This window comes from Acinetobacter sp. DL27 (genome assembly GCF_055810995.1).
In genome coordinates, this window is the sequence record NZ_CM147947.1 from 2542248 (window position 1) to 2562834 (window position 20587).

At 41.1% G+C, this 20587-nt stretch carries 19 protein-coding genes; 7 read left to right on the forward strand and 12 right to left on the reverse strand.

Annotated features, from left to right (window positions below; all coding sequences use genetic code 11):
• Nucleotides 1–45 precede the first annotated feature (45 nt).
• The 5 genes from rng to AC0KVP_RS12345 are packed head-to-tail and all read right to left on the reverse strand — an operon-like array spanning nucleotide 46 to nucleotide 4490.
• A complete protein-coding gene (rng, locus tag AC0KVP_RS12325; RefSeq protein ID WP_004981336.1) occupies nucleotides 46–1500 on the reverse strand; it encodes a ribonuclease G in 1455 nt (484 codons plus the stop codon).
• 38 nt (nucleotides 1501–1538) lie between these two features.
• Nucleotides 1539–2105, reverse strand: coding sequence for a Maf family nucleotide pyrophosphatase (locus tag AC0KVP_RS12330; RefSeq protein WP_126035664.1), 567 nt, complete (start codon nucleotides 2103–2105; stop codon nucleotides 1539–1541).
• The gene (mreD, locus tag AC0KVP_RS12335; RefSeq protein WP_126035663.1) at nucleotides 2093–2584 is read right to left on the reverse strand and encodes a rod shape-determining protein MreD; all 492 of its coding nucleotides are present in this window, start codon (nucleotides 2582–2584) and stop codon (nucleotides 2093–2095) included. The genes AC0KVP_RS12330 and mreD overlap by 13 nt, the downstream gene beginning before the upstream one ends.
• Nucleotides 2571–3428 (reverse strand): rod shape-determining protein MreC, encoded by an 858-nt coding sequence (mreC, locus tag AC0KVP_RS12340; RefSeq protein ID WP_004694667.1) that lies wholly within the window; start codon nucleotides 3426–3428, stop codon nucleotides 2571–2573. The genes mreD and mreC overlap by 14 nt, the downstream gene beginning before the upstream one ends.
• A 15-nt stretch (nucleotides 3429–3443) precedes the next feature.
• Nucleotides 3444–4490, reverse strand: coding sequence for a rod shape-determining protein (locus AC0KVP_RS12345; RefSeq protein WP_004694670.1), 1047 nt, complete (start codon nucleotides 4488–4490; stop codon nucleotides 3444–3446).
• A 133-nt stretch (nucleotides 4491–4623) separates the two neighbouring features.
• Here AC0KVP_RS12345 and gatC point away from each other — a divergent pair, with 133 nt between their 5' ends.
• The 4 genes from gatC to AC0KVP_RS12365 all read left to right on the forward strand — a co-directional run bounded on the left by gatC (nucleotide 4624) and on the right by AC0KVP_RS12365 (nucleotide 9361).
• Entirely contained in the window at nucleotides 4624–4938 is a 315-nt protein-coding gene (gene gatC / locus AC0KVP_RS12350; protein ID WP_004694671.1) for an Asp-tRNA(Asn)/Glu-tRNA(Gln) amidotransferase subunit GatC, read from the forward strand.
• Between the two features lie 53 nt (nucleotides 4939–4991).
• Nucleotides 4992–6470, forward strand: a complete 1479-nt coding sequence (gene gatA, locus AC0KVP_RS12355; RefSeq protein WP_473336987.1) for an Asp-tRNA(Asn)/Glu-tRNA(Gln) amidotransferase subunit GatA — start codon at nucleotides 4992–4994, stop codon at nucleotides 6468–6470.
• A complete protein-coding gene (gene gatB, locus AC0KVP_RS12360; protein ID WP_058952198.1) occupies nucleotides 6470–7945 on the forward strand; it encodes an Asp-tRNA(Asn)/Glu-tRNA(Gln) amidotransferase subunit GatB in 1476 nt (491 codons plus the stop codon). The genes gatA and gatB overlap by 1 nt, the downstream gene beginning before the upstream one ends.
• A 111-nt stretch (nucleotides 7946–8056) precedes the next feature.
• Nucleotides 8057–9361 carry an IS4 family transposase gene (locus tag AC0KVP_RS12365; protein WP_032048861.1) on the forward strand — a complete coding sequence of 435 codons (1305 nt, stop codon included), beginning with the start codon at nucleotides 8057–8059 and terminating at the stop codon, nucleotides 9359–9361.
• Between the two features lie 17 nt (nucleotides 9362–9378).
• On the opposite strand, the gene AC0KVP_RS12370 is transcribed toward AC0KVP_RS12365, so the two are convergent.
• Nucleotides 9379–11253, reverse strand: a complete 1875-nt coding sequence (locus tag AC0KVP_RS12370; RefSeq protein WP_473336989.1) for a DUF4209 domain-containing protein — start codon at nucleotides 11251–11253, stop codon at nucleotides 9379–9381.
• Between the two features lie 370 nt (nucleotides 11254–11623).
• On the opposite strand from AC0KVP_RS12370, the gene AC0KVP_RS12375 reads away from it, so the two are divergent.
• Nucleotides 11624–12097, forward strand: a complete 474-nt coding sequence (locus AC0KVP_RS12375) for a hypothetical protein (protein WP_473336991.1) — start codon at nucleotides 11624–11626, stop codon at nucleotides 12095–12097.
• Nucleotides 12098–12319: 222 nt separating this feature from the next.
• The gene (locus AC0KVP_RS12380; RefSeq protein WP_473336993.1) at nucleotides 12320–12898 is read left to right on the forward strand and encodes a DJ-1/PfpI family protein; all 579 of its coding nucleotides are present in this window, start codon (nucleotides 12320–12322) and stop codon (nucleotides 12896–12898) included.
• Between the two features lie 172 nt (nucleotides 12899–13070).
• Here AC0KVP_RS12380 and AC0KVP_RS12385 read toward each other — a convergent pair whose 3' ends face one another.
• From AC0KVP_RS12385 to sbmA, 4 genes are all read right to left on the reverse strand, one after another.
• Nucleotides 13071–13589: a hypothetical protein gene (locus AC0KVP_RS12385; protein ID WP_473336995.1), complete on the reverse strand. Its 519-nt coding sequence runs from the start codon at nucleotides 13587–13589 to the stop codon at nucleotides 13071–13073.
• A 110-nt stretch (nucleotides 13590–13699) separates the two neighbouring features.
• On the reverse strand, nucleotides 13700–14563 hold the full coding sequence (locus tag AC0KVP_RS12390; RefSeq protein ID WP_473336997.1) for a hypothetical protein: 864 nt from the start codon (nucleotides 14561–14563) through the stop codon (nucleotides 13700–13702).
• Nucleotides 14564–14622: 59 nt separating this feature from the next.
• A complete protein-coding gene (locus AC0KVP_RS12395) occupies nucleotides 14623–15675 on the reverse strand; it encodes a hypothetical protein (RefSeq protein ID WP_473336999.1) in 1053 nt (350 codons plus the stop codon).
• A gap of 143 nt (nucleotides 15676–15818) precedes the next feature.
• Nucleotides 15819–17012: a peptide antibiotic transporter SbmA gene (gene sbmA / locus AC0KVP_RS12400; protein ID WP_126035649.1), complete on the reverse strand. Its 1194-nt coding sequence runs from the start codon at nucleotides 17010–17012 to the stop codon at nucleotides 15819–15821.
• A gap of 451 nt (nucleotides 17013–17463) precedes the next feature.
• On the opposite strand from sbmA, the gene AC0KVP_RS12405 reads away from it, so the two are divergent.
• Nucleotides 17464–17658: a hypothetical protein gene (locus AC0KVP_RS12405; protein ID WP_004694700.1), complete on the forward strand. Its 195-nt coding sequence runs from the start codon at nucleotides 17464–17466 to the stop codon at nucleotides 17656–17658.
• Nucleotides 17659–18114: 456 nt separating this feature from the next.
• Here AC0KVP_RS12405 and AC0KVP_RS12410 read toward each other — a convergent pair whose 3' ends face one another.
• The gene (locus AC0KVP_RS12410) at nucleotides 18115–18900 is read right to left on the reverse strand and encodes a 3-hydroxybutyrate dehydrogenase (protein WP_473337002.1); all 786 of its coding nucleotides are present in this window, start codon (nucleotides 18898–18900) and stop codon (nucleotides 18115–18117) included.
• A gap of 37 nt (nucleotides 18901–18937) precedes the next feature.
• Nucleotides 18938–20362: a GntP family permease gene (locus AC0KVP_RS12415; protein WP_336955478.1), complete on the reverse strand. Its 1425-nt coding sequence runs from the start codon at nucleotides 20360–20362 to the stop codon at nucleotides 18938–18940.
• Nucleotides 20363–20587 lie beyond the last annotated feature (225 nt).

A 20587-nucleotide genomic window follows, 5' to 3' on the forward strand; every position in this document is an offset into this window, starting at 1 on the left:
AAAATTTCAGTTGTAACAACTATTTAACCATATATTGTTACAATTTCAGCTCAGAATGATATCGTATTGCTCTTGCGTATATAAATTTTCCACCTGAAATTTAATCACACGACCAATGAAATGCTCTAAATCAGCGACTGCTGGCGCTTCTGCGGTTAACAAGCGGTCAATCACTGATGGATGCGCAACGACAGTAAAGCCAGTCTGAGATTGATACGCACGTGTATATCTCATGATTTCTCGAAAGATTTCGTAACATACAGACTCAGCTGTTTTCACATAACCCCGTCCCTGACAGGTCGGGCAAGATTCACATAATAAGTGCTCTAATGATTCACGCGTACGTTTACGTGTCATTTCGACCAAACCAAGCTCAGAAACCTGTGTAATTTTGGTTTTTGCATGGTCTTGCTCAAGCATCCGTTCAAACTGAGTCATGACCTCAGTTCGATGTTCCTGCTCTTGCATGTCAATAAAGTCGATAATAATAATACCGCCTAAATTGCGTAGTCTCAGCTGCCGCGCAATGACCTGTGTCGCTTCCATATTGGTTTTAAACACAGTATCTTCTAAAGAGCGGCCACCCACATATGACCCTGTATTGACATCGATAGTCGTCATAGCTTCAGTCTGGTCAATCATCAAATAACCACCTGACTTCAACGCAACGCGCGTCTGTAGAGCTCTTTGAATGTCTTCTTCGACATTATACAAGTCAAAAATTGGGCGCTCACCCGGATAGTGAATGAGACGTTCTTTGATATTAGGGACAAATTCTTCTACGAACTCTTGGAGCTTGCCATGTATTTCACGCGAGTCGACTGAAATTTTAGCAGTCTTTTCACTCGCAAGATCGCGAATAATGCGTTGGGGTAAAGGCAGTTCTTCAAAAATTAACGATGGCACCGCAATACTGATTTGCTTGCGCTGAATAAATTCCCAAAGTTTTGCCAAATAAGCCATATCTTGTGCAATAGCAGCTTCCGCAATCCCATCAGCAGCTGTACGAACAATCACTGAACCCGGAAGTTTATGTTCCGCTTGAATACGCTCAATCATCGAACGTAAACGATCACGCTCAGCTTCAGACTCAATACGTTGAGACACACCCGTATGATTGCCATAAGGCATCATCACTAAATAGCGCGAAGGAATGGAAAGATCAGTTGAAAGCCGAGCCCCTTTGGTGCCCAGCATATCCTTCATGACTTGAACAGTAAGAATTTGTCCCGGCTGTAAGAGCTCAAAAACATTGGGTGTGGGTTGATTACGTGACCAAACCATATCATTAATATGTAAAAAAGCAGTTCGTGACAGTCCAATATCGACAAAAGCAGCCTGCATTCCCGGAAGAACACGCACCACTTTACCTTTATAAATATTGCCCACTAAACCACGTTTCACCGTACGCTCAATAAATAATTCATTGACCGTGCCGTTTTCAATTAACGCGACGCGACATTCCATAGGCGTGACGTTAATTAATAACTCGTCAGACATAACAAACTCAAAACATTATAAAAAATCTTTTGAGACAGTTAATTTAGTGCCTTAACTGCCTGTAATAACTGTACCGTTTCATGCAACGGTAGTCCCACGACATTGCTATAGCTTCCCTCTATACGTGGAATATAACGTGCTGCAATGCCTTGTATGGCATAGGCTCCCGCCTTGCCAATGGGTTCAGATGTAGCCCAATATGCTTCCATATCATTCGGACTCAAATGCTGAAATTCGACTTCAGTACGAACTACTATACTTGAAATTTGCGTATTTGTACGAACACAAACCGCAGTATATACATCATGCTTGCGCCCAGAAATTTTTTCCCACATTTCAAATGCATGCTGCTTAGACTCAGGTTTGCCTAAAATCTCTTGATCGACCCCTAAACTGGTATCGGCAGCTATCACAATTGCATCAGGATATTGAAGCTGTACTGCCTCAGCTTTGGTACATGCCAGTCGCTCCACATAATGAGCTACTGGCTCGCCTACTTGTACAGATTCATCAATATCTGGGCTATAGATATCAAAGACTAGACCAAGCTGCTCCAGCAGCTCGCGGCGACGGGCCGAACTGGACGCTAAAATTAAACGCGCCATTTTTTCAAGATGAAGTAGACAATCGGGAAAGTCAGCACACTACTCAACAGCGGTTGCCAATGACGTGCAAGGGAAAACTGTGCCCCAATCATAATTTGCGCGATCCAGGTAATAAACAGATGCGCGACCACAGCCAAGGTAGCGATGACCCAAATATTGGCAAAGGTCATAATCCGACGTTCACGCGTTAAAAAACGGGACACAAAAGTAATCAGAACAAAACTGAGTGCGTTTAAACCCAAAGGTGCATCGAGCAGTAAATCGGTAAAAATCCCAACTGCAAAGGCAAACCAAATCCCGCTCCATGTCGGCTGGCATAGCACCCAAAATAGCATCACCATCATCATAAACAGTGGACGCCAACCAGAGAGCGCATAAGACAAAGGATAAACCATCAACACTGAAGCAATGATCACTGAAAAAATGATCGGAAATAAAGGGTCACGCTGTTTGGCAGCACGAAGTTTAGCGATCGGCATGCGGTTGCTCCATCGCTAAAGAATCGGAAAATAACACAACGACATGATGCCCACCCGCTAACTGCGCAGCAGGAACAACATCAATTTGAGCAAATTCGCCTGAATTATGACGACTGATTTTTGAAATGGTGCCCACCAGATAACCTGCTGGAAAATGCTCACCTAAACCAGAGCTATACACTTTTTCACCCACTTTGATTTCGGCACTGGTCGGCACGTATTCCATTTTCAAATGACCCAAATCTCCAGTCCCTGAAACAATGGCACGCATTCCAGATCGCTCTAAGCGAACCGAAAGAGAATGTTCTTTATCTGAAAGCAACATGACACGACTACTATGCGGATAGACATTAATAATCTGTCCCATAATACCTTTGTCATCGAGCACGGTTTGCCCGACCTTCAACTGACTGTTGGCACCACGGTTTACCACAATAATATGACGCAATGGATCGGCATCTGTCCCAATGACTTCTGCAATTTCCATACGACCATCAATGATCAAAGGTGTATCTAACAGACCGCGTAAACGCGTATTTTCCGCAGATAATTCAGATAATTTTTGTAAACGCACCTGCGCCTGCAATAACTCGGCTTGCATCGCGGTATTTTCACGGCGCAATTGAGCTTCAGACTTGGTTTGTTGATTCAGCCACTCTCGCGATAACACGGGATAACTTGCTACGGCATAAATTGGATTATAAGCGGCGTACAAGACATCTCTTGCAGGTTGAATCACATGCGGCATGCGCCAGTTAAAAAACAGCACGACCAAACATGTGATCACTGCAATGATAAATGAGCGAAAAGATGGCGGTTGTCTGGAAAACAGATTTGTTTGCACCCGCCGATTCCTTTATTAGCCTACAAATAACATGTCGTGATTTGGATTATCGAAGAATTCTAAAACTTTACCACCACCACGAGTGACGCAAGTTAGAGGATCTTCTGCAACCACCACAGGTAAGCCTGTTTCTTGTGCAAGAAGTTTATCGAGGTTACGGAGTAATGCACCACCACCTGTCAACACTATACCGCGCTCAGCGATGTCTGAAGACAACTCAGGAGGCGTTTGCTCAAGTGCAGATTTCACTGCTGAAACAATACTTTGTAATGGATCAGAAATCGCTTGCGTGATTTCGTCCGAAGTCACAGTGATCGCACGTGGCACACCTTCAGCAAGGTTACGGCCGCGAACTTCAATTTCAAGTGCTTTGGCATCGGCTTCTGGTAAAGCCATACCCACTTCTTTCTTGATAATTTCAGCGGTAGTTTCACCAATCACGCAACCATGTGCTTTACGTACGTAGTTAATGATTTGTTCATCAAATACATCACCACCAATACGTAGTGAGTCAGCATAGACACAACCTTGCAGCGAAATAATCGCAATTTCAGTTGTACCACCACCAACATCGACCACCATAGAGCCGCATGCTTGTTCAACTGGCATACCTGCACCAATTGCAGCAGCCATTGGTTCTTCAATCAAACGAACATCACGCGCGCCTGCATTAAATACAGCTTCACGAATAGCACGACGCTCAACCAAAGTTGATTTGCAAGGCACACACACCACAACACGAGGTGCAGGTGGGAACAGACGTTTTTCATGTACTTTACCAATAAATTGGTTCAGCATGGTTTCGGTCACTTCAAAATCGGCAATCACGCCATCCTTCATTGGACGAATGGCAGAGATATTTGCAGGTGTACGGCCCAGCATTTGCTTTGCATCAAGACCTACCGCGGCAACGATTTTTTGTGAACCACTGTGACGAATTGCCACAACTGTCGGTTCATTTAATATAATGCCTCGTCCTGGTGCATAAATAAGTGTATTTGCTGTACCTAAATCAATGGCTAGATCGGGCGAAAACAAGCCAATTAGTCTTTTTAGAATCACGGAGACGTTCTCGATTAAACTTTATGTGGACGCAAGGTGGCAACTTTAACTAAATGTGATGATTTGAACAAGTCAATCGCTTATTATAACGCACGATATTTTGAAATTTTTTAATACTGACTCAGGTGATGTTATGTCTACATCGGATGCACAGCATTCTGCAGATTTAAATGCACAAACAGTTTCAGCAATCGCCAATCTTGCTCGATTGTCGCTAGATGATACGCAATCTGCTGAATATGCTCAAAGTCTAAATAAAATTTTAGGCATGATGGAAACCTTAAAAGGCATCGACACCGATGGTGTTGAGCCGCTTAAAAGCCCATTTGATCACCCACAACCCTTACGTGAAGATGTGGTTTCAGAAACCAATCATCGTGATGAATATCAAGCCATTGCACCGCAAGTGCAAGACGGTTTGTACCTAGTTCCTCGCGTGATTGAATAATTTCTATTCAGTTAAACCATTATTTTGTAAAAATTAACGTAAAGACATTTCTCATGACAGATTTACATCGCTTATCGATTCGTGAACTCTCTGAGGGTTTAGCTGGGGCTAAATTTTCATCTCGCGAACTGACTGAACATTATTTAAAGCGCATTGCAAAACTGGATACACAAGTTAAATCTTATGTAACCGTGACTGCAGAACAAGCGCTTGCACAAGCCGATGCTGCCGATGCTGCAATTAAAGCAGGCACAGCAACCGCATTGACAGGTGTGCCAATTGCACACAAAGACATTTTTTGCACCCAAGGCATTAAAACCACTGCGGGCTCAAAAATGTTGGATAACTTTATCTCTCCTTACGACGCTACCGTTGTAGCGAAAGGTAAAGCCGCTGGTCTAGTCACTTTAGGTAAAGTGAACATGGACGAGTTCGCAATGGGTTCAACCTCTGAGAACTCATTCTACGGCGCTACAGCAAACCCTTGGAACTTAGGTCATGTGCCGGGTGGTTCATCTGGTGGCTCTGCAGCGGCTGTAGCGGCTGATCTTGCTCCATTTGCAACAGGTACAGATACAGGCGGTTCGATTCGTCAGCCTGCATCATTCTGTGGCTTAACTGGTCTTAAACCGACATACGGTCGTGTGTCGCGCTTCGGGATGATTGCTTATGCATCATCACTGGATCAGGGCGGGCCAATGGCGCGTTCGGCTGAAGACTGTGCCTACCTCATGAATGTCATAGCAGGTCATGACGCGAAAGACTCAACATCGGTTGAAAAAGACGTTGATGACTATGTGGCGAACCTAAACGGCACAACAGTCAAAGGCTTACGCATTGGTATTCCAAAGCAATACTTCAATGTCGCTGGTTTAGACGCAGACGTAAAAGCACGCGTTGAAGAATCATTGAAAAAGTTAGAAGACATGGGCGCGACCTTGGTTGAGATTGATCTCAACATGACTGAAGCTTATGTTCCGACCTATTACTTGATTGCGCCTGCTGAAGCATCATCAAACTTGTCTCGTTACGATGGCGTACGTTATGGCTACCGTGCAGAGAACCCTGTTGACCTGATGGACTTATACAAACGTTCACGTTCTGAAGGTTTTGGTGCAGAAGTACAACGTCGTATCTTGATTGGTACATATGCGTTGTCTGCGGGTTACTACGATGCTTACTACGTGAAAGCACAAAAAGTCCGTCGTCTAATTCAACAAGACTTCTTAAAAGCGTTTGAATCGGTTGATGTGATTGCTGCACCTGCTGCTCCAACCACGGCTTATAAAATTGGCGCGAACTTGTCTCCCGTTGAAATGTACTTGGGCGACATTTACACCATCGCGGTTAATCTTGCTGGTCTTCCTGCGATTAACGCACCTGTTGGTTTTGACAAAGACAACTTACCTGTGGGCTTACAGCTAATTGGTAACTATTGGTCAGAATCTCAACTGTTGTCTGTGGTACATCAGTACCAACAAGCGACGGATTGGCATACGAAACGTGCGGCAATTGCTGAGGAGAATGCATAATGACTAAAAATGCTGCTAAACCAAAATCATTATTGATTGATGGTTGGGAAGTCGTTATTGGGATCGAGATTCACACTCAGCTTGCGACCCAATCTAAAATCTTCTCAGGTTCATCGACTGAATTTGGTCAAGACCCAAATACACAAGCCAGCCTCGTTGACTTGGCAATGCCGGGTGTACTGCCTGTATTAAACAAAGAAGTGGTCGATTTAGCCATTCGCTTTGGTTTGGGTATCGATGCTTATATTGACCAGGCATCTGTGTTTGCACGTAAGAACTACTTCTACCCTGACTCGCCAAAAGGCTACCAAATTAGCCAGATGGATAACCCGATTGTGGGCTTGGGTCATATCGACATTCAACTTGAAGATGGTACGGTAAAGCGCATTGGCGTAACGCGTGCCCACCTTGAGGAAGATGCAGGTAAATCGATCCATGACCAGTTTGAAGGTATGTCAGGTATCGACTTAAACCGTGCAGGTACACCTTTACTTGAAATCGTGTCTGAACCCGATATGCGTTCGGTTGAAGAAGCGGTGGCTTATATCAAGTCGATTCACACTTTAGTGCGTTGGTTGGGTATTTCTGACGGTAACATGGCGGAAGGTTCATTCCGTGCTGACTGTAACGTGTCGTTACGTCGTCCGGGTCAACCGTTCGGTACACGTTGCGAGTTGAAAAACCTCAACTCATTCCGTTTCATTGAACAAGCGATCAATGTTGAAATTGAACGCCAAATGGAAATTTTGGAATGGGATGGCACGATTGACCAAGAAACGCGTCTATTTGACCCTGTGAAGATGGAAACACGTTCGATGCGTTCGAAAGAAGAAGCGAACGACTATCGCTACTTCCCAGACCCTGACTTGCTGCCTGTGATTATTTCAGATGCGCAAATTGAAACTGCTCGTGCTGCATTGCCCGAACTTCCTGCGGCACGTCGTGAGCGTTTCGTAGCGGACTTTGGTGTTACTGAGTACGATGCGCATGTGTTGACGTTGACCCGTGAAATGTCAGACTTTTATGAAGTGGTTGTGGCTGCTGCTGGCGGCGCTGCACAAGGTAAAGTGTCTGCAAACTGGGTGATGGGCGAATTCTCAGGTGCTTTAAACAAAGCAGGCTTAGAACTAGCAGACTCTCCTGTTTCTGCTGAAAAGCTTGGCGGCATGGTTGCACGTATCGTAGATAACACCATTAGCGGTAAGATTGCGAAGCAAGTATTCGGCTTTATGTGGGATGAAGGCAAAACTGCGGATGAAATTATTGCGGAAAAAGGCTTGAAGCAGGAAACTGATACAGGTGCGATTGAAGCGATTATTAAAGACGTTCTTGCTGCCAATGAGAAGATGGTTGAAGAGTTTAAATCTGGTAAAGAGAAAGCTTTCAATGGTCTAGTGGGTCAAGTGATGAAAGCATCTAAGGGTAAAGCCAACCCTGCGCAAGTAAATGAGTTGATGAAGAAATTGATTGGTTAAGGCTAATTGATGTTGAATAAAAAACCCGTCTTAGGATTAATGCCAGTCAGTTAAGCAAATATTAGAAAAATGTAGTAAAAATGAGTGTATGTAAATACGCTCATTTTTTTTATGTCTTTATCTGAACATTTAGAATCCACTCTTGAACATGCTCTCCCATCACTTAGCCATTTTTGTGAACTTATTGACTTAAATTGGATTGAAACATCTCTGCATCAAACAGGTAAGGCATCGATCAGAAGGAGAAAATTACCTGCTGAGCACGTGGTTTGGCTTGTTCTTGGGCTTGCCTTGTTTCGCAATCAACCCATCAGCTATGTGGTAGAACAATTAAAACTCGTGTTTGGTACAACAGATTATTGTGTTCCTAGTGCAGCTGTCCAAGCTCGACAACGTTTAGGTCGAGAACCCTTAGCTGCCTTATTCTCCTTAATCAGCCAAGCATGGTTTGATGAATCACAACAACAATATTCAACCTTTCAAGGTCTTAGTGTATGTGCTGTTGACGGGGTGGTTTGGTCTATGCCACTGACCAAGGAGAATTTTAATCATTTTGGCTCATCTAAAGGTAAAACTGCTGTAGCACCTTACCCACAAGTTAGAGCCACGTGTCTAGTGAATACCAATACTCATGAAATCATAGATGCCCAAATAGGCAGTATGGATCAAGGTGAACTCACATTAGCAAATCAATTATCTCCTCCAGCACAAAGTATTACTTTGTTTGATCGAGCTTATTTCTCTGCTGATTTTTTAATAGGCTGGCAAACACGTGGAGAATCAAGCCATTGGCTTATGCGAGCTAAAGATAATTTACGTTATGACATAATTAAACGGAATTCCCCACATGATTTTCATATCAGGATGCCAATATCAGCAAGAGCCAAAAAACTTAATCCAGCATTAGGAGATTACTGGGAAGCACGTTTAATTGAAGTTGAGCAGGCAGGAAAAATCAGACGTTACATTACTTCATTATTAGATTCAAAGACATACCCACTTATAGCCTTGGCAAAGTTATATGCTCAGCGTTGGGAAATTGAAATGTGTTACCGAGAAATTAAAAGCAATTTACAGGAAGGTAAGCACTTAAGGAGCAAACAGCCAGACTTAATTTATCAAGAATTATGGGGTGTCTTGATTGCTTATAATGTTCTAAGAAGACAAATGAAATATATGGCTCAACGTGCCAAAGTAAGCCCGTTGAGGATCAGTTTTCATATTGCATCTATTGCCCTTCTTAATTTACTCAGATTCGACTCTTTGGCTTCTGCAGGTAATCTACCCAAACATCTGGAAAGTTTAATGGAGAAATCTGATAGATATGTTTTACCTGAGAGACGGATGAGGAGTTACCCAAGAGTTGTAAAAGGAAAACCTCAAAAATACCCAAGAAAAAGCCAGTCAATCTCTTAACTGACTGGCATTACGTCTTAGGATGGGTTTTTTACTAAATCCTGAAAACCATCTTCGTCTAAACTTTGTACGTCTCTATAAAAATGCATAAAGGTAATCCTTAATACAAAATACCAAGCATAGAAAAAGCCAACCTGATTGTAATTATCAGAACTTACTAAACCATGAGCCACATCATTTCTAATATTGAAACCACTTGGGTGCGTAAATATTGTTTTTAACTCAATTATCAAAGCTTCATGAAATACTGTTTTTGTCTCTTCTTTTTTTAATAATGCATTAAGACTTAGCTCTGTTTCGACACCATCTTCAATCATGGTAGTTTTTACATCTGAATTCTTCAGATGATATCGAACAATATGCTCAATCTGAGGTGCTAACAAATGAAGTGACGTCAAAAAATCACCGTCGTAGCCAAAATATAAGCCTTTAGCTATATCTCTTGATCTATCTTCTGGGATAAAAGAAGAAAGTTTAGTTAAGTGAAAAAAATCTTCCAGTCTAAGGTTATGTTCTCTTTGTAAAATTTTGAAACCCTCTATTAGCGCTGATTTTGTCCAAAATTCTGTATCACGCTTACACTCTTCAATAATTTTTTCTTCTAAATGTTCATTAGTACCTATTGCCACTGATCTCTTAATGACTCTTGCATCCCCTGAAAAATGCTTTTCTCCAAACAAATTTGATAAAAAATTATTATTCGTTTTTTCAAATACTTCCTCTTGTAAATCATCAAGTTTAGCCATAGGCTTTATGGACAAAAACCTATGTAAGGCTATTGGAAATTCTTTACCACTAGTTTCAGATTTAACCCAATCTAATATGTCCTTTATATCAAATTGATGACTAATTTGAGGGACAGTTTCTAAAAATAATTGGGCAGCACCATGCATTTTCTCATATAGTTTTTGCTCTATTCGGGCATATTTAAATTTTCCTCTAAACTTTCTTGGTATAGTCGCTATAATTTGCAATGCTTTTTCATAGAAATCTTGGGCTAATACAGCTCCTACTACTTCTTTTCTTAAATGCTTATCACCTTCTTTTTCATAAATTTTGACTCGTTGCATAATAATTTCAGAGGTTTTATCAAATTGTTTTAGGTTCTCATATATACCTATAACTGCTTTTAAGTAACCATCAGCCAAATGAATATTATCTTCTTTACAAAAATCAGCCAATTCAAGGTACTTTACAATTAATTGATTTTCATAATTTTCGAGCAAACTATAATTAGCCAAAAGCTCTCCCATCTGTAAAACAATAAAATTTGGAGACTTATACTCATTCAAAATAATTCTTATTTTAGCATCTCTCATTTTTTCTATATCGACATTTACCTTTGGATTTCTTCCAAATTTGGCAACTAGAAAAAATGCTCTTTCATGGCAAAGCCCTACATCTTTAGACCAATTTCCCATTGTTTCTTTCATTGATAAATAGCAGTCGATCGCTGTTTGTATCCAACTTATATTTTTAGGCTTTTTTACTAACCATAATATTTCTGCTACACGTGCTTTTAACCATGCATTAGTTAAATTTTCATAGGTATTCTCTAATATTTCAATCTCAACTTCGGACAAATCTTCAGGTCTAGCACTTCGACCATGCTCAAAAAAATTAAGCCTTTCTTTCAATGGCTGATTCATGCTATCGGGTACAAGCATCATGAAACATATTTTTGAGCAAACTTTTAAAACTTCTTTTAGAGTATCATTAGCATCTTCAATTTTTTTATCCAACAACGTACTAATACTTGAATATCCATAAAAACCCTCCCCCTGACAAAAAACATCCAATTCTTCCTCAAAATATTTCCATTCAACCATAATAGTGCTACCTATCTGTTCCCTATATTTATAATTTTTTAACATATCAAAATTTAATGTCATATTTAAAAAATCAATTCAAATACTTCATATATAAAAACATACCATTAAAAAGTATCATCTATCGCTAAACTCGAAGACTTAGGACGTGTTCAACTTTCAAAGTCATTCTTTATGCGCGACTTCCAATACCCTCATCCCCCGCCTTCTCCCACTGGGAGAAGGAGCTTTCATTGTAAATTTGAAAGCACCATATATTTAATAATGAATGTCCCCTCTCCTTTTTAAGGAGAGGGTTAGGGAGAGGTATTTAAAAATTCAAAACTCTGCTTCGTAAAAAGATAATTAAAACTACCTAGCTAATTCCCCAAAACTACTACACTAAACGTGTTCTATTAATTAAAAATCCATCACTTTCAAAAAAAAGACAAAAATGAAAACTACCATCCTCACACTTTCCACTCTTGCCTTCCTCAGCACCACTGCCTTTGCAGAAACCAAACCCAATGTTCTTACCATAGAAGCTAACCAAATATTTAAAGCCGCAGGCTTTTCAAAAACCAAACATGGCTGGGAAGGTAGCTGTGACACAGGTGAAATCACCACATACAGAGACCTCAATGGTGATGGCCTAAAAGACGCAGTTATTTCAGACTACAGCACCATGTGCTATGGCAACACAGGTGTCGGCTATTATATCGTTACTCAGCAAAAAACTAGAAATTGGAAGCTCATTTTTGAGAACATGGGCATCCCTACTTTCCTAAAAACCAAAGGAAAAGACGGCTGGCCAGATATTGAAAATGGTGGCCCCGGATTTTGTTTTGCAGTTTACCGTTGGAATGGTCAAAAATATGATGTCAACCGTTATGAATATCAGGGCAAAGCCTGCACATTAAACTATTAACATGTCTGCAAGGTAATTTCATATCAATGAATATATAAAATGATTGATTTATTATGCTTTTATATACAGTTAAAGTGTCTCAATCAATTGGGGCTTTTTTATAAAAATGACATCAGCTATACAACTAAAGAGCACTGAATGACTTAAAAATGACATCTGAACTGTGCTAATTTAGATCAAAATTGAACATAAATATGCACAAACAATTAAGAGGGTTTAAAGATGTCAAAACAAATTTTAATGCTCGTTGGTGACTATGCTGAAGACTATGAAACCATGGTGCCTTTTCAGTTTTTAACAGGTCTCGGTTATACCTTACATGCGGTCTGCCCCGATAAAAATGAAGGAGAAAGCATCGCCACAGCCATTCATGACTTTGAAGGCGAGCAAACCTATAGTGAAAAACGCGGTCATAACTTTGCCATCAATTACAACTTTGAAGCCGTACACACTGCGGACTATGTTGGTTTAGTCATTCCCGGTGGCCGTGCGCCCGAATACTTACGTATGAATGAACGTATCCTTGAAATCGTGCGGGAGTTTGATGCTGCGAAAAAACCTATTGCAGCAGTTTGTCATGGTGCACAAATTCTTGCAGCAGCCGATATACTCAAAGGCCGTACTTGTTCAGCTTACCCTGCGTGCGCAGCCGAGGTGAAACTAGCAGGCGGGACTTATGCGGACATTGAAGTGACACAAGCTGTAACCGATGGACACTTGATCACAGCACCTGCTTGGCCTGCACACCCTGCTTGGATGGCACAGTTTATTCAAGCTTTAGGGGCGACTGTGACGATTTAATTGTGTTGTTCCTCAAATGAATCTTTTATGAGATGGCCTATCAGCCTTTAGATTCAAAAATAAAAAAGCTCCTTCGATTCAAGGAGCTTTTTTAATGGCTTTTTTTATAACATTAATGCTTTCGATTCAGTTTATAAATCGCTCTCACTATTCATAATCTTCAAAGGCCGAACTACCTCGTTACACCCAACTTATTCCAAATCTCTGGGGTTAAAAAAGTCGTGACCAATTTATTCAAATCCACATAGCGCAGTACACCTTGCAACTGCCCATTCACTTCAGGGTTCTTTAAAATTTCTTCACCCGTAATCTGCCCAAGTTCCTGAAAACTGTCTCCAACCGCTTGTAAGCCTTCAGCTTGAATCACTGCTTTAGTCTGAGCTGAACATTGCTCCACTAAAATGCGTTGTAAAACCTGTGCGAGATTTTTATCTAGCTGTGTCCGCTGCGCATCGGTGACATTACTATATACCTTCAGATCTGGATGTGCAGCCAGTGCCGCAAACGTCCACTGCAACACGGTAGTTTTATCTGTTGCTGTCGTTGACTTCACCAAACAATTACTCAGTTGATCGACTGTGGTACTGGCCGTGGCAACTTGGACTGAACCACACAAGGCTGCTGCCAAAAGAACATGACGAAAAATAACCGAAGACCGACCACGTAAAACGCTTAAAACAGGCTGTGACATAAACTCGACTCCAATCAACAATTGCATTCTTTGTATCACAAAGCCCGTCTATCAGCCTGTTATGGAACTGTAAAATTACCGTGTAGTTCAAGGAAAAAATAAAGCTCAACTCAAGCAATTTCTCTATTTAGCTCAGTAGTTTCAAATGCAGTGAGCTGTGGGTGTATGGTCGGACAGCCATTCCAAAACCAATAAAAATAACCGTTGGGGTCAAGCAAAGTATGCATCTGAATCGTAGACTGACTACTTTCGCCCTTCCAACACGCTAAAGCAGCATTACGGTTATTATGTAAATCGATAAATTCAGGAGCGACTTGCTTCGGCATTTCAGGAATATAAAGTGCGTCACCATGTTCTACCCACAAATCAGCCAAGTAAATCTTTCGGTCTTTGGGAAAATATCGTCCTGCTGAAATCACCAATGGCAAATGATTGAGATCGGTCGAAGCAAACACATGCGGAAAGTCATGATGTTCTAAGTCTGTGATGACAAAGGGGTATAAGGTTTTTGCGACTAGATTGATTTGAGTTGGGTCATAAGGAAAAAAATGGCCCGCCAACATGCCATATTGATATTCAATTTGAGACAACTTTTTCTGCGTAGCCTGCACCTCTATCGCCTGTCCAGCTTTCACTAAAGTCATACCAAATGCAGCAGCTGTTTCAGGCGTGGCTTTGAGTGGCATAAACTCAAAAAAGTTTCCTGCGAACGCTAATTGGGTCTGCTCTCCCCAATGGGTTTGGATCGTCGCAATTTCTTCAGGCACACTATAAACATGCCCCCTACTCATACGGGCATTGGTTGAGGATACTTGAATCAACTCAATAGCATCTGATACTTCGGCTAAATACTCGGGTGTTCCGCCATTGTTGTAAAAATAAGGCTGAGCTGAAATATCAACGTCTATTTCTTGCATGGTCTGATCCAGCAAAGGCGCAGTAAAATATGTGGCCGGTGTTTGGACATTACTCATGATGTATTTCCTTTGGTTGAGGTGCTCACATGAAGTGCGGTCGCAAACAGCCGAAAATCTTACTTCATTTGCTTGAGCATATTTTTAGCACCTGTGTGGTTATGGTTTTTGGCTAAGTTCTGCAAAACATATTTTGCCTGCCCTTTAGGGTTGGAAAAACGACTGCTATAACTTGGAATACCCGTTAAACAACGTGCAACTAATATGCCCGATTCGGTATAGACATTTGAGGCATCCGACCCCGGCAAACGACCATAGTTATATGCGCGTTGTGCACTGTTACAGGCAGCGACTTGGTTGCGCCCACTGTTAATGTCACGGCGTGCAGACACATACAGTTTGGCCTGTTGCTGCTGTGGTGTTTCTACAGCTTTGGTGGCTTTAGGCGGTACTTCCACTTTGTTTTCTTTTTTAGGCTCAACTTCTTTTTTGCTTTCTTCCTCTTTCTTCCCTTCTGCCTTGGTCACGGGCGCCTTCGTCACCGTTTTTTTGCTTGGCGTAATAGGGGGCATACTTCGTGGTGCTGGCTCAGTCAATACTTTGCTTTGTAGATTAACCACACGAGTATCATTTGAGTTAGGCAGTTTACGTTCAGACAATGCCTCAATACTCACCAGCCACTTTTCACCATTATTGAGCTGGCAACGAAAAGTACCCGTGCCCTGTTTTAAACTGTTATAGGTGCGAAGTAACTTTTTCGCCCACGGATCTTTCACTAAGCTGAAACTACTTTTTTGTGTCTGAGTAAAACGCCCACCATGTGCTTGGCAATACTGACTAAACATGCTGCGTGGGTATAACGCCTCAATATCTTTTTCATTTTTTACGCCTACCGTGTGATACACGTATTCTTTGCTGTTTTTATCGCTATCATTAATTTTTCGTTCTACGATTAGTTCTTGTGGTGATGCAATATTTGTAAAAGCTGTTTGTGCTATATTTCCCAGACTGGTACAGCCCTGCAACACACTCCCCAAAACCCCGAATACACATAAAATTTTATAATTCACTACGACTTTACTCTTAAACACCCGCATAAAAACATTAGCGGAAAGCTCATAAAATAACAAACTTAAACAACTGTTTTTATTATTTATTTTAGCTTGACGCACACATCATTCTGCTTTGTTTTATGATAACCTCAACAACATTTCATAAATTTAGTTTGAACCGCACAACAAAAGTTACAGACAAGATGATGCTTGAGCACATAAAAAACCTGCCGTGAAAGGCAGGTGAGATACATCAAAAATATTTAGTCATCCAAAGTCGATTCAAAAGCTTTTAGACGCTTATAAATCGAGAGCAGTTCAATAATGGTTTTCCATGACAAAATTAGATATTGAAATGACTCTCGTACTTTATCAAACACATTACCAATTTGGTTGATTAAACCTAGAGTCATTTTCCCTGCTGCAATTGCGGGAAATAACACCACCAAACTGTATAAAATATCCAGTTGTCGATACCATGTCGCGACTAAGTTAAAATAAGCATAGTGAAAATAAAGTCTAAAATAATTCTTTCTTACTCTGCTAAACAGTTCGACCAATGTTGCAGGTTGGGCACGGTCTGCATGGTCTTCCCCATACACCAACTCTTTACGGTAAGCCGCTTCAACCTTCTGATTATTAAACTCTAAACCTGGTAGTTTACTTCCCACTACCATTAACAAGACCGTACCAAAAATAGCCCAAATAATAGAAGCCCAAACTAGGGAATGCTTTACTTCACCCACAATAGGCAATTCAGGAACATGCTTTGAAAGCTCAAATAGAATTGGTAAGAAAGCCACCAACACCATCACAGCCTTGATCAACTCAACGCCCAAATCTTCTAAAATAGTAGCAAAGCGCATAGTGTCTTCTTGCACACGTTGTGATGCCCCTTCTATATGACGTAATTTTTCCCAGTGTTGGGTGTAGTATTCATTCATCGCTGTACGCCACCGAAATACATAGTGGCTGGTGAAAAAGGCATTGATCACTGCGAAAGTGACCGCAACCATCGCAATATACAAGAAGGTTAAAGTACCCATATATAGGTCTTTAATATTCCCTCCTTTGCCAAGCATGCTTTGAATGAGATCCCAAAATGGTCCATACCATGCGTTGATGGCAACACTGACCTGTACACCAAACCAGATGTTAAACAGAATAAATGCGGAGCCCCAAATCGACCATCGTTGCCATTTATTGTCTGAGACAAAACGCCAAAATAAAGCAAAAAGTGTTGTTGCTATAAAAAACCAGAGATAGAACCACAGAAAAGACGGAGACCAAAAACGGCTCACTCCAATAGGCAGTTCAGCCGTTGCATATCCTTGCGGCCAACCTATGGCGCTTCCCCATGTATTTCCCCCTGTGTACCACAGTACGACATTGATCACCGACCAAAGTAATACCGAAATGAAGAACCATCTAGGGTTTGGGAAAAATGACTTAAACATGAACGATATATATCCCTTTTATATTTCAGGTATGCAATCCGTGCATACTAATCCTTATTTCTTAATTTAGTACAATCGCATTACAGCAAGTTTGTACACTTTACTTATCCTTATTGAGTTATACGTTATTTGATTTGTATGTCCCTCCACAAGAGCTCAGGACATTATTTTCCGACTTGATCAGTCACATCACAATCAAAATAAATTATTTCAATAACTTATGAAAATAGGAAAGGACTTGGCCCCAGATTTAAAATAATATTTTATTGCTTACAACTTTTGGGTTTCAAACTGAAAAATTGCTTAGGATTTAAAGCGAGTGCACTAACGGTATTTCTCTGAAGCAACTATATGATTACTTGTTGATTTTATGTATAAAAGAATCAAACTTGCACATTTTAAAATGACTTCATGCTACTATCTTTTCATTAAAAACTATTGGATCTATGACATGGAAACCCTAGTACTTGAACTGATCAAACCACTCACACTGACAAAAGAAGACTTTCCACCCATTAACTTTGAAGAAGGCACTGTGCTCAAAGTTCTCATGAAAACACCTACAGGTTACTTGGTAACGGCAGATTCTCGTTTTAATTTTACGGTGTCTTTTGATGATGAAAATCAAGTGTGGCAGAAGCTGTAATTTGCAACGCACTTTAATAAAAGAATAATCCATTCAATAAGATAAAAATAAAAATCCATCTTTTTTTATTGATTTAAAACTGATTATTTTTATTAAAATTTAGTTTTTTATACCCAATCAGCAAATGAATACCGTGCTGAGAGTTTTCTGTACCTATTGATTTTGTGATTTCTAGGACTCATTTGTAGCATCGTTATGCATTCATTTTCTCCTTAATCTATTGATTTAATTACTCTACATTAAGCCCTTCATCCTTGGTATTTAAAATAATGAACTATAAATCAGAAAAAGAGAAAGGATTTGAAAATCTTCAGTCTATAACTCTATATTTACCGGCTCATTCACCAAGCTCACCACTTATTTAAACCTAGGTCTTTCTGCAAAACCTCTCGCTATAAAAAAGCCTCAGATACGAACATCCGTGGCTTTCAATTTTTAAACGTGTACTGAGGTAAATTATTGCGCGGTATAACCACCGTCCATCACCACGGCTTGACCCGTTACACCACCGGCCTTATCACTGGCAAGAAAGATCGCATAATCCGCAATTTCTTCTACACTCAATAAGCGTTTTTGCGGCACCATTGCCAAAATCACATCTTCTAATGCACTTTGCTCACTGACATTTCGGGTTTTAGCCAAGTCATGAATTTGACCGCGTACCAACGGTGTATCGACATAGCCCGGACACAGAGCGTTCACAGTGATGCCATCGCGCGCGCACTCTAAAGCCGCAACTTTGGTCAAACCAATCACACCATGCTTAGCACTGTTGTAGCCGGCCTTGCCAGCAAATCCAATCAGACCGTTAATCGAAGCCATATTAATCACGCGACCAAACTGCTGTGCTTTCATGATTGGAAATGCGTACTTAATGCCAATGAACGACCCCACCAACATGACATTAATCAGCTTTTGATAGACTGCAGTTGGAAAGTCTTCAATCACTGCAACATGCTGAAAACCCGCATTATTGATGAGGATGTCCAACCGCCCATAGGTTTTCTGAGTCAGTTCAATCGCTGTTTTATATGCCTCTTCATCGGTCACATCACAAGGCGCAGACAATGCTTCAAAGCCTTGCTTTTGAAGTGCCGCCACAGTTTCAGCACACTTCTCTGCATTCATATCAGAAATGACAACTTTTGCACCTTCACTGGCAAATTTCTTTGCAATTTCATGTCCAATACCACTGGCTGAACCAGTAATAAATGCAACTTTATCTTTTAACAGTTGACTCATGATGTACTCCGTTGTCTTCTTTTTTCATTCCAAAGTCTTAAACAATACCAAACCAAGTAAAGGCAGCAATAGCAACAAATACCGCGATGGTTTTAATAATCGTGATGGCAAAAATGTCTTTATACGATTGTTTATGGGTTAAACCTGTCACAGCAAGCAAGGTAATCACTGCGCCGTTATGCGGTAAGGTATCCATACCGCCAGAGGCCATCGCGACAATACGGTGCATCACTTCAGGTGGAATCCCCATGGCTAGAATCGCAGCATTGTACTGATCAGCCATCGCACTTAAAGCGATACTCATCCCGCCAGAGGCTGAACCTGTCACACCCGCTAAGACTGTCGTGGTAACCGCACCATTGACCAGTGGATTGGTAAAGGTATTGCCCAATGCATGACTAATGATCGCAAAGCCCGGTAAGGCCGCAATAATCGCACCAAAACCATATTCAGATGCGGTATTCATCACTGCAAGTAAAGACCCGCCAATACTGGCATTGACGCCATCTTTGAAGCCCGTATAGACACGACGGAAGTCAAATGAAATTGCCGCAATGATCCCCACAATCAAGGCCAAACCCACGGCCCAAATGGCAGAAGTTTTGGCAACATCGACAGTGTAAGCTGCAAGTCCAATGGCATTGAAATCAAAACCGTTTGGATACCATTCTTTAATTGCAGTGGATAAATACTTATTGGTCACAGCAACTAAAATAAGAGGTACAAAAGCCAACCATTGACGCGCGGTAGAACCATTCGAGGTTGTATCTAAGTTTTGCTTCAGTTGTTGTTGCTCGGCCTCAGTCAGCTCAATACCTGTGGCATAACCATCGCCATTTCGAGCAGCTACACGGCGACGCCATTCCAAATAGCTCAAACCTGTAACAAGAACAAATACACCACCAATCAAACCGAGAAAAGGCGCTGCATAAATGTCTGTACCAAAAAAGGTCGTCGGAATAACGTTTTGAATCTGCGGGGTTCCCGGCAAGGCATCCATGGTAAACGTAAATGCACCAAGGGCAATGGTTCCCGGAATCAAACGCTTTGGAATGTTGGCTTGTCTAAAGAGTTGATTTGCAAATGGATAAACTGCAAAGACCACCACAAAGAGACTGACACCGCTATAGGTTAAAATCGCCCCTAAAAGCACAACGGTTAACATTGCATTTTTAGAACCAATCAGGTTCACAATGGTTTTGGCAATGGATTCTGCAATCCCTGACATTTCAACCACTTTACCGAAGATGGCCCCGAGTAAAAACACCAAGAAATAATCTTTAATAAACCCAACCATTTTGGGCATAAACACGCCTGAATAAAAAGGCAAAACGTTAGCAGGGTTAATCAGTAAAACCGCCAACAAGGCACAAATCGGTGCCATAAGAATTACGGAAAAACCTCTGTAGGCTGTATACATCAGTAGCCCAAGAGACAATAAAATTACACCCAAATCCCACATATTTTTTACTCCATCCTTAAAGAAAATATGTCTTGATGTGCTGTGATATTAATGGCGAATGATGTCAAATCTAGTTGAGTCACAGTGCAATCAGCCTGTGTGGAAAGACCGAATACGCATTCATAGACCGTCTATTTCCCTCATGACGAGATGTCTATTTGCACTCTGATCTATGTACTATATTTATCCATCAGAGCATTAATGTTTCAGCTTATGGGTCAGACT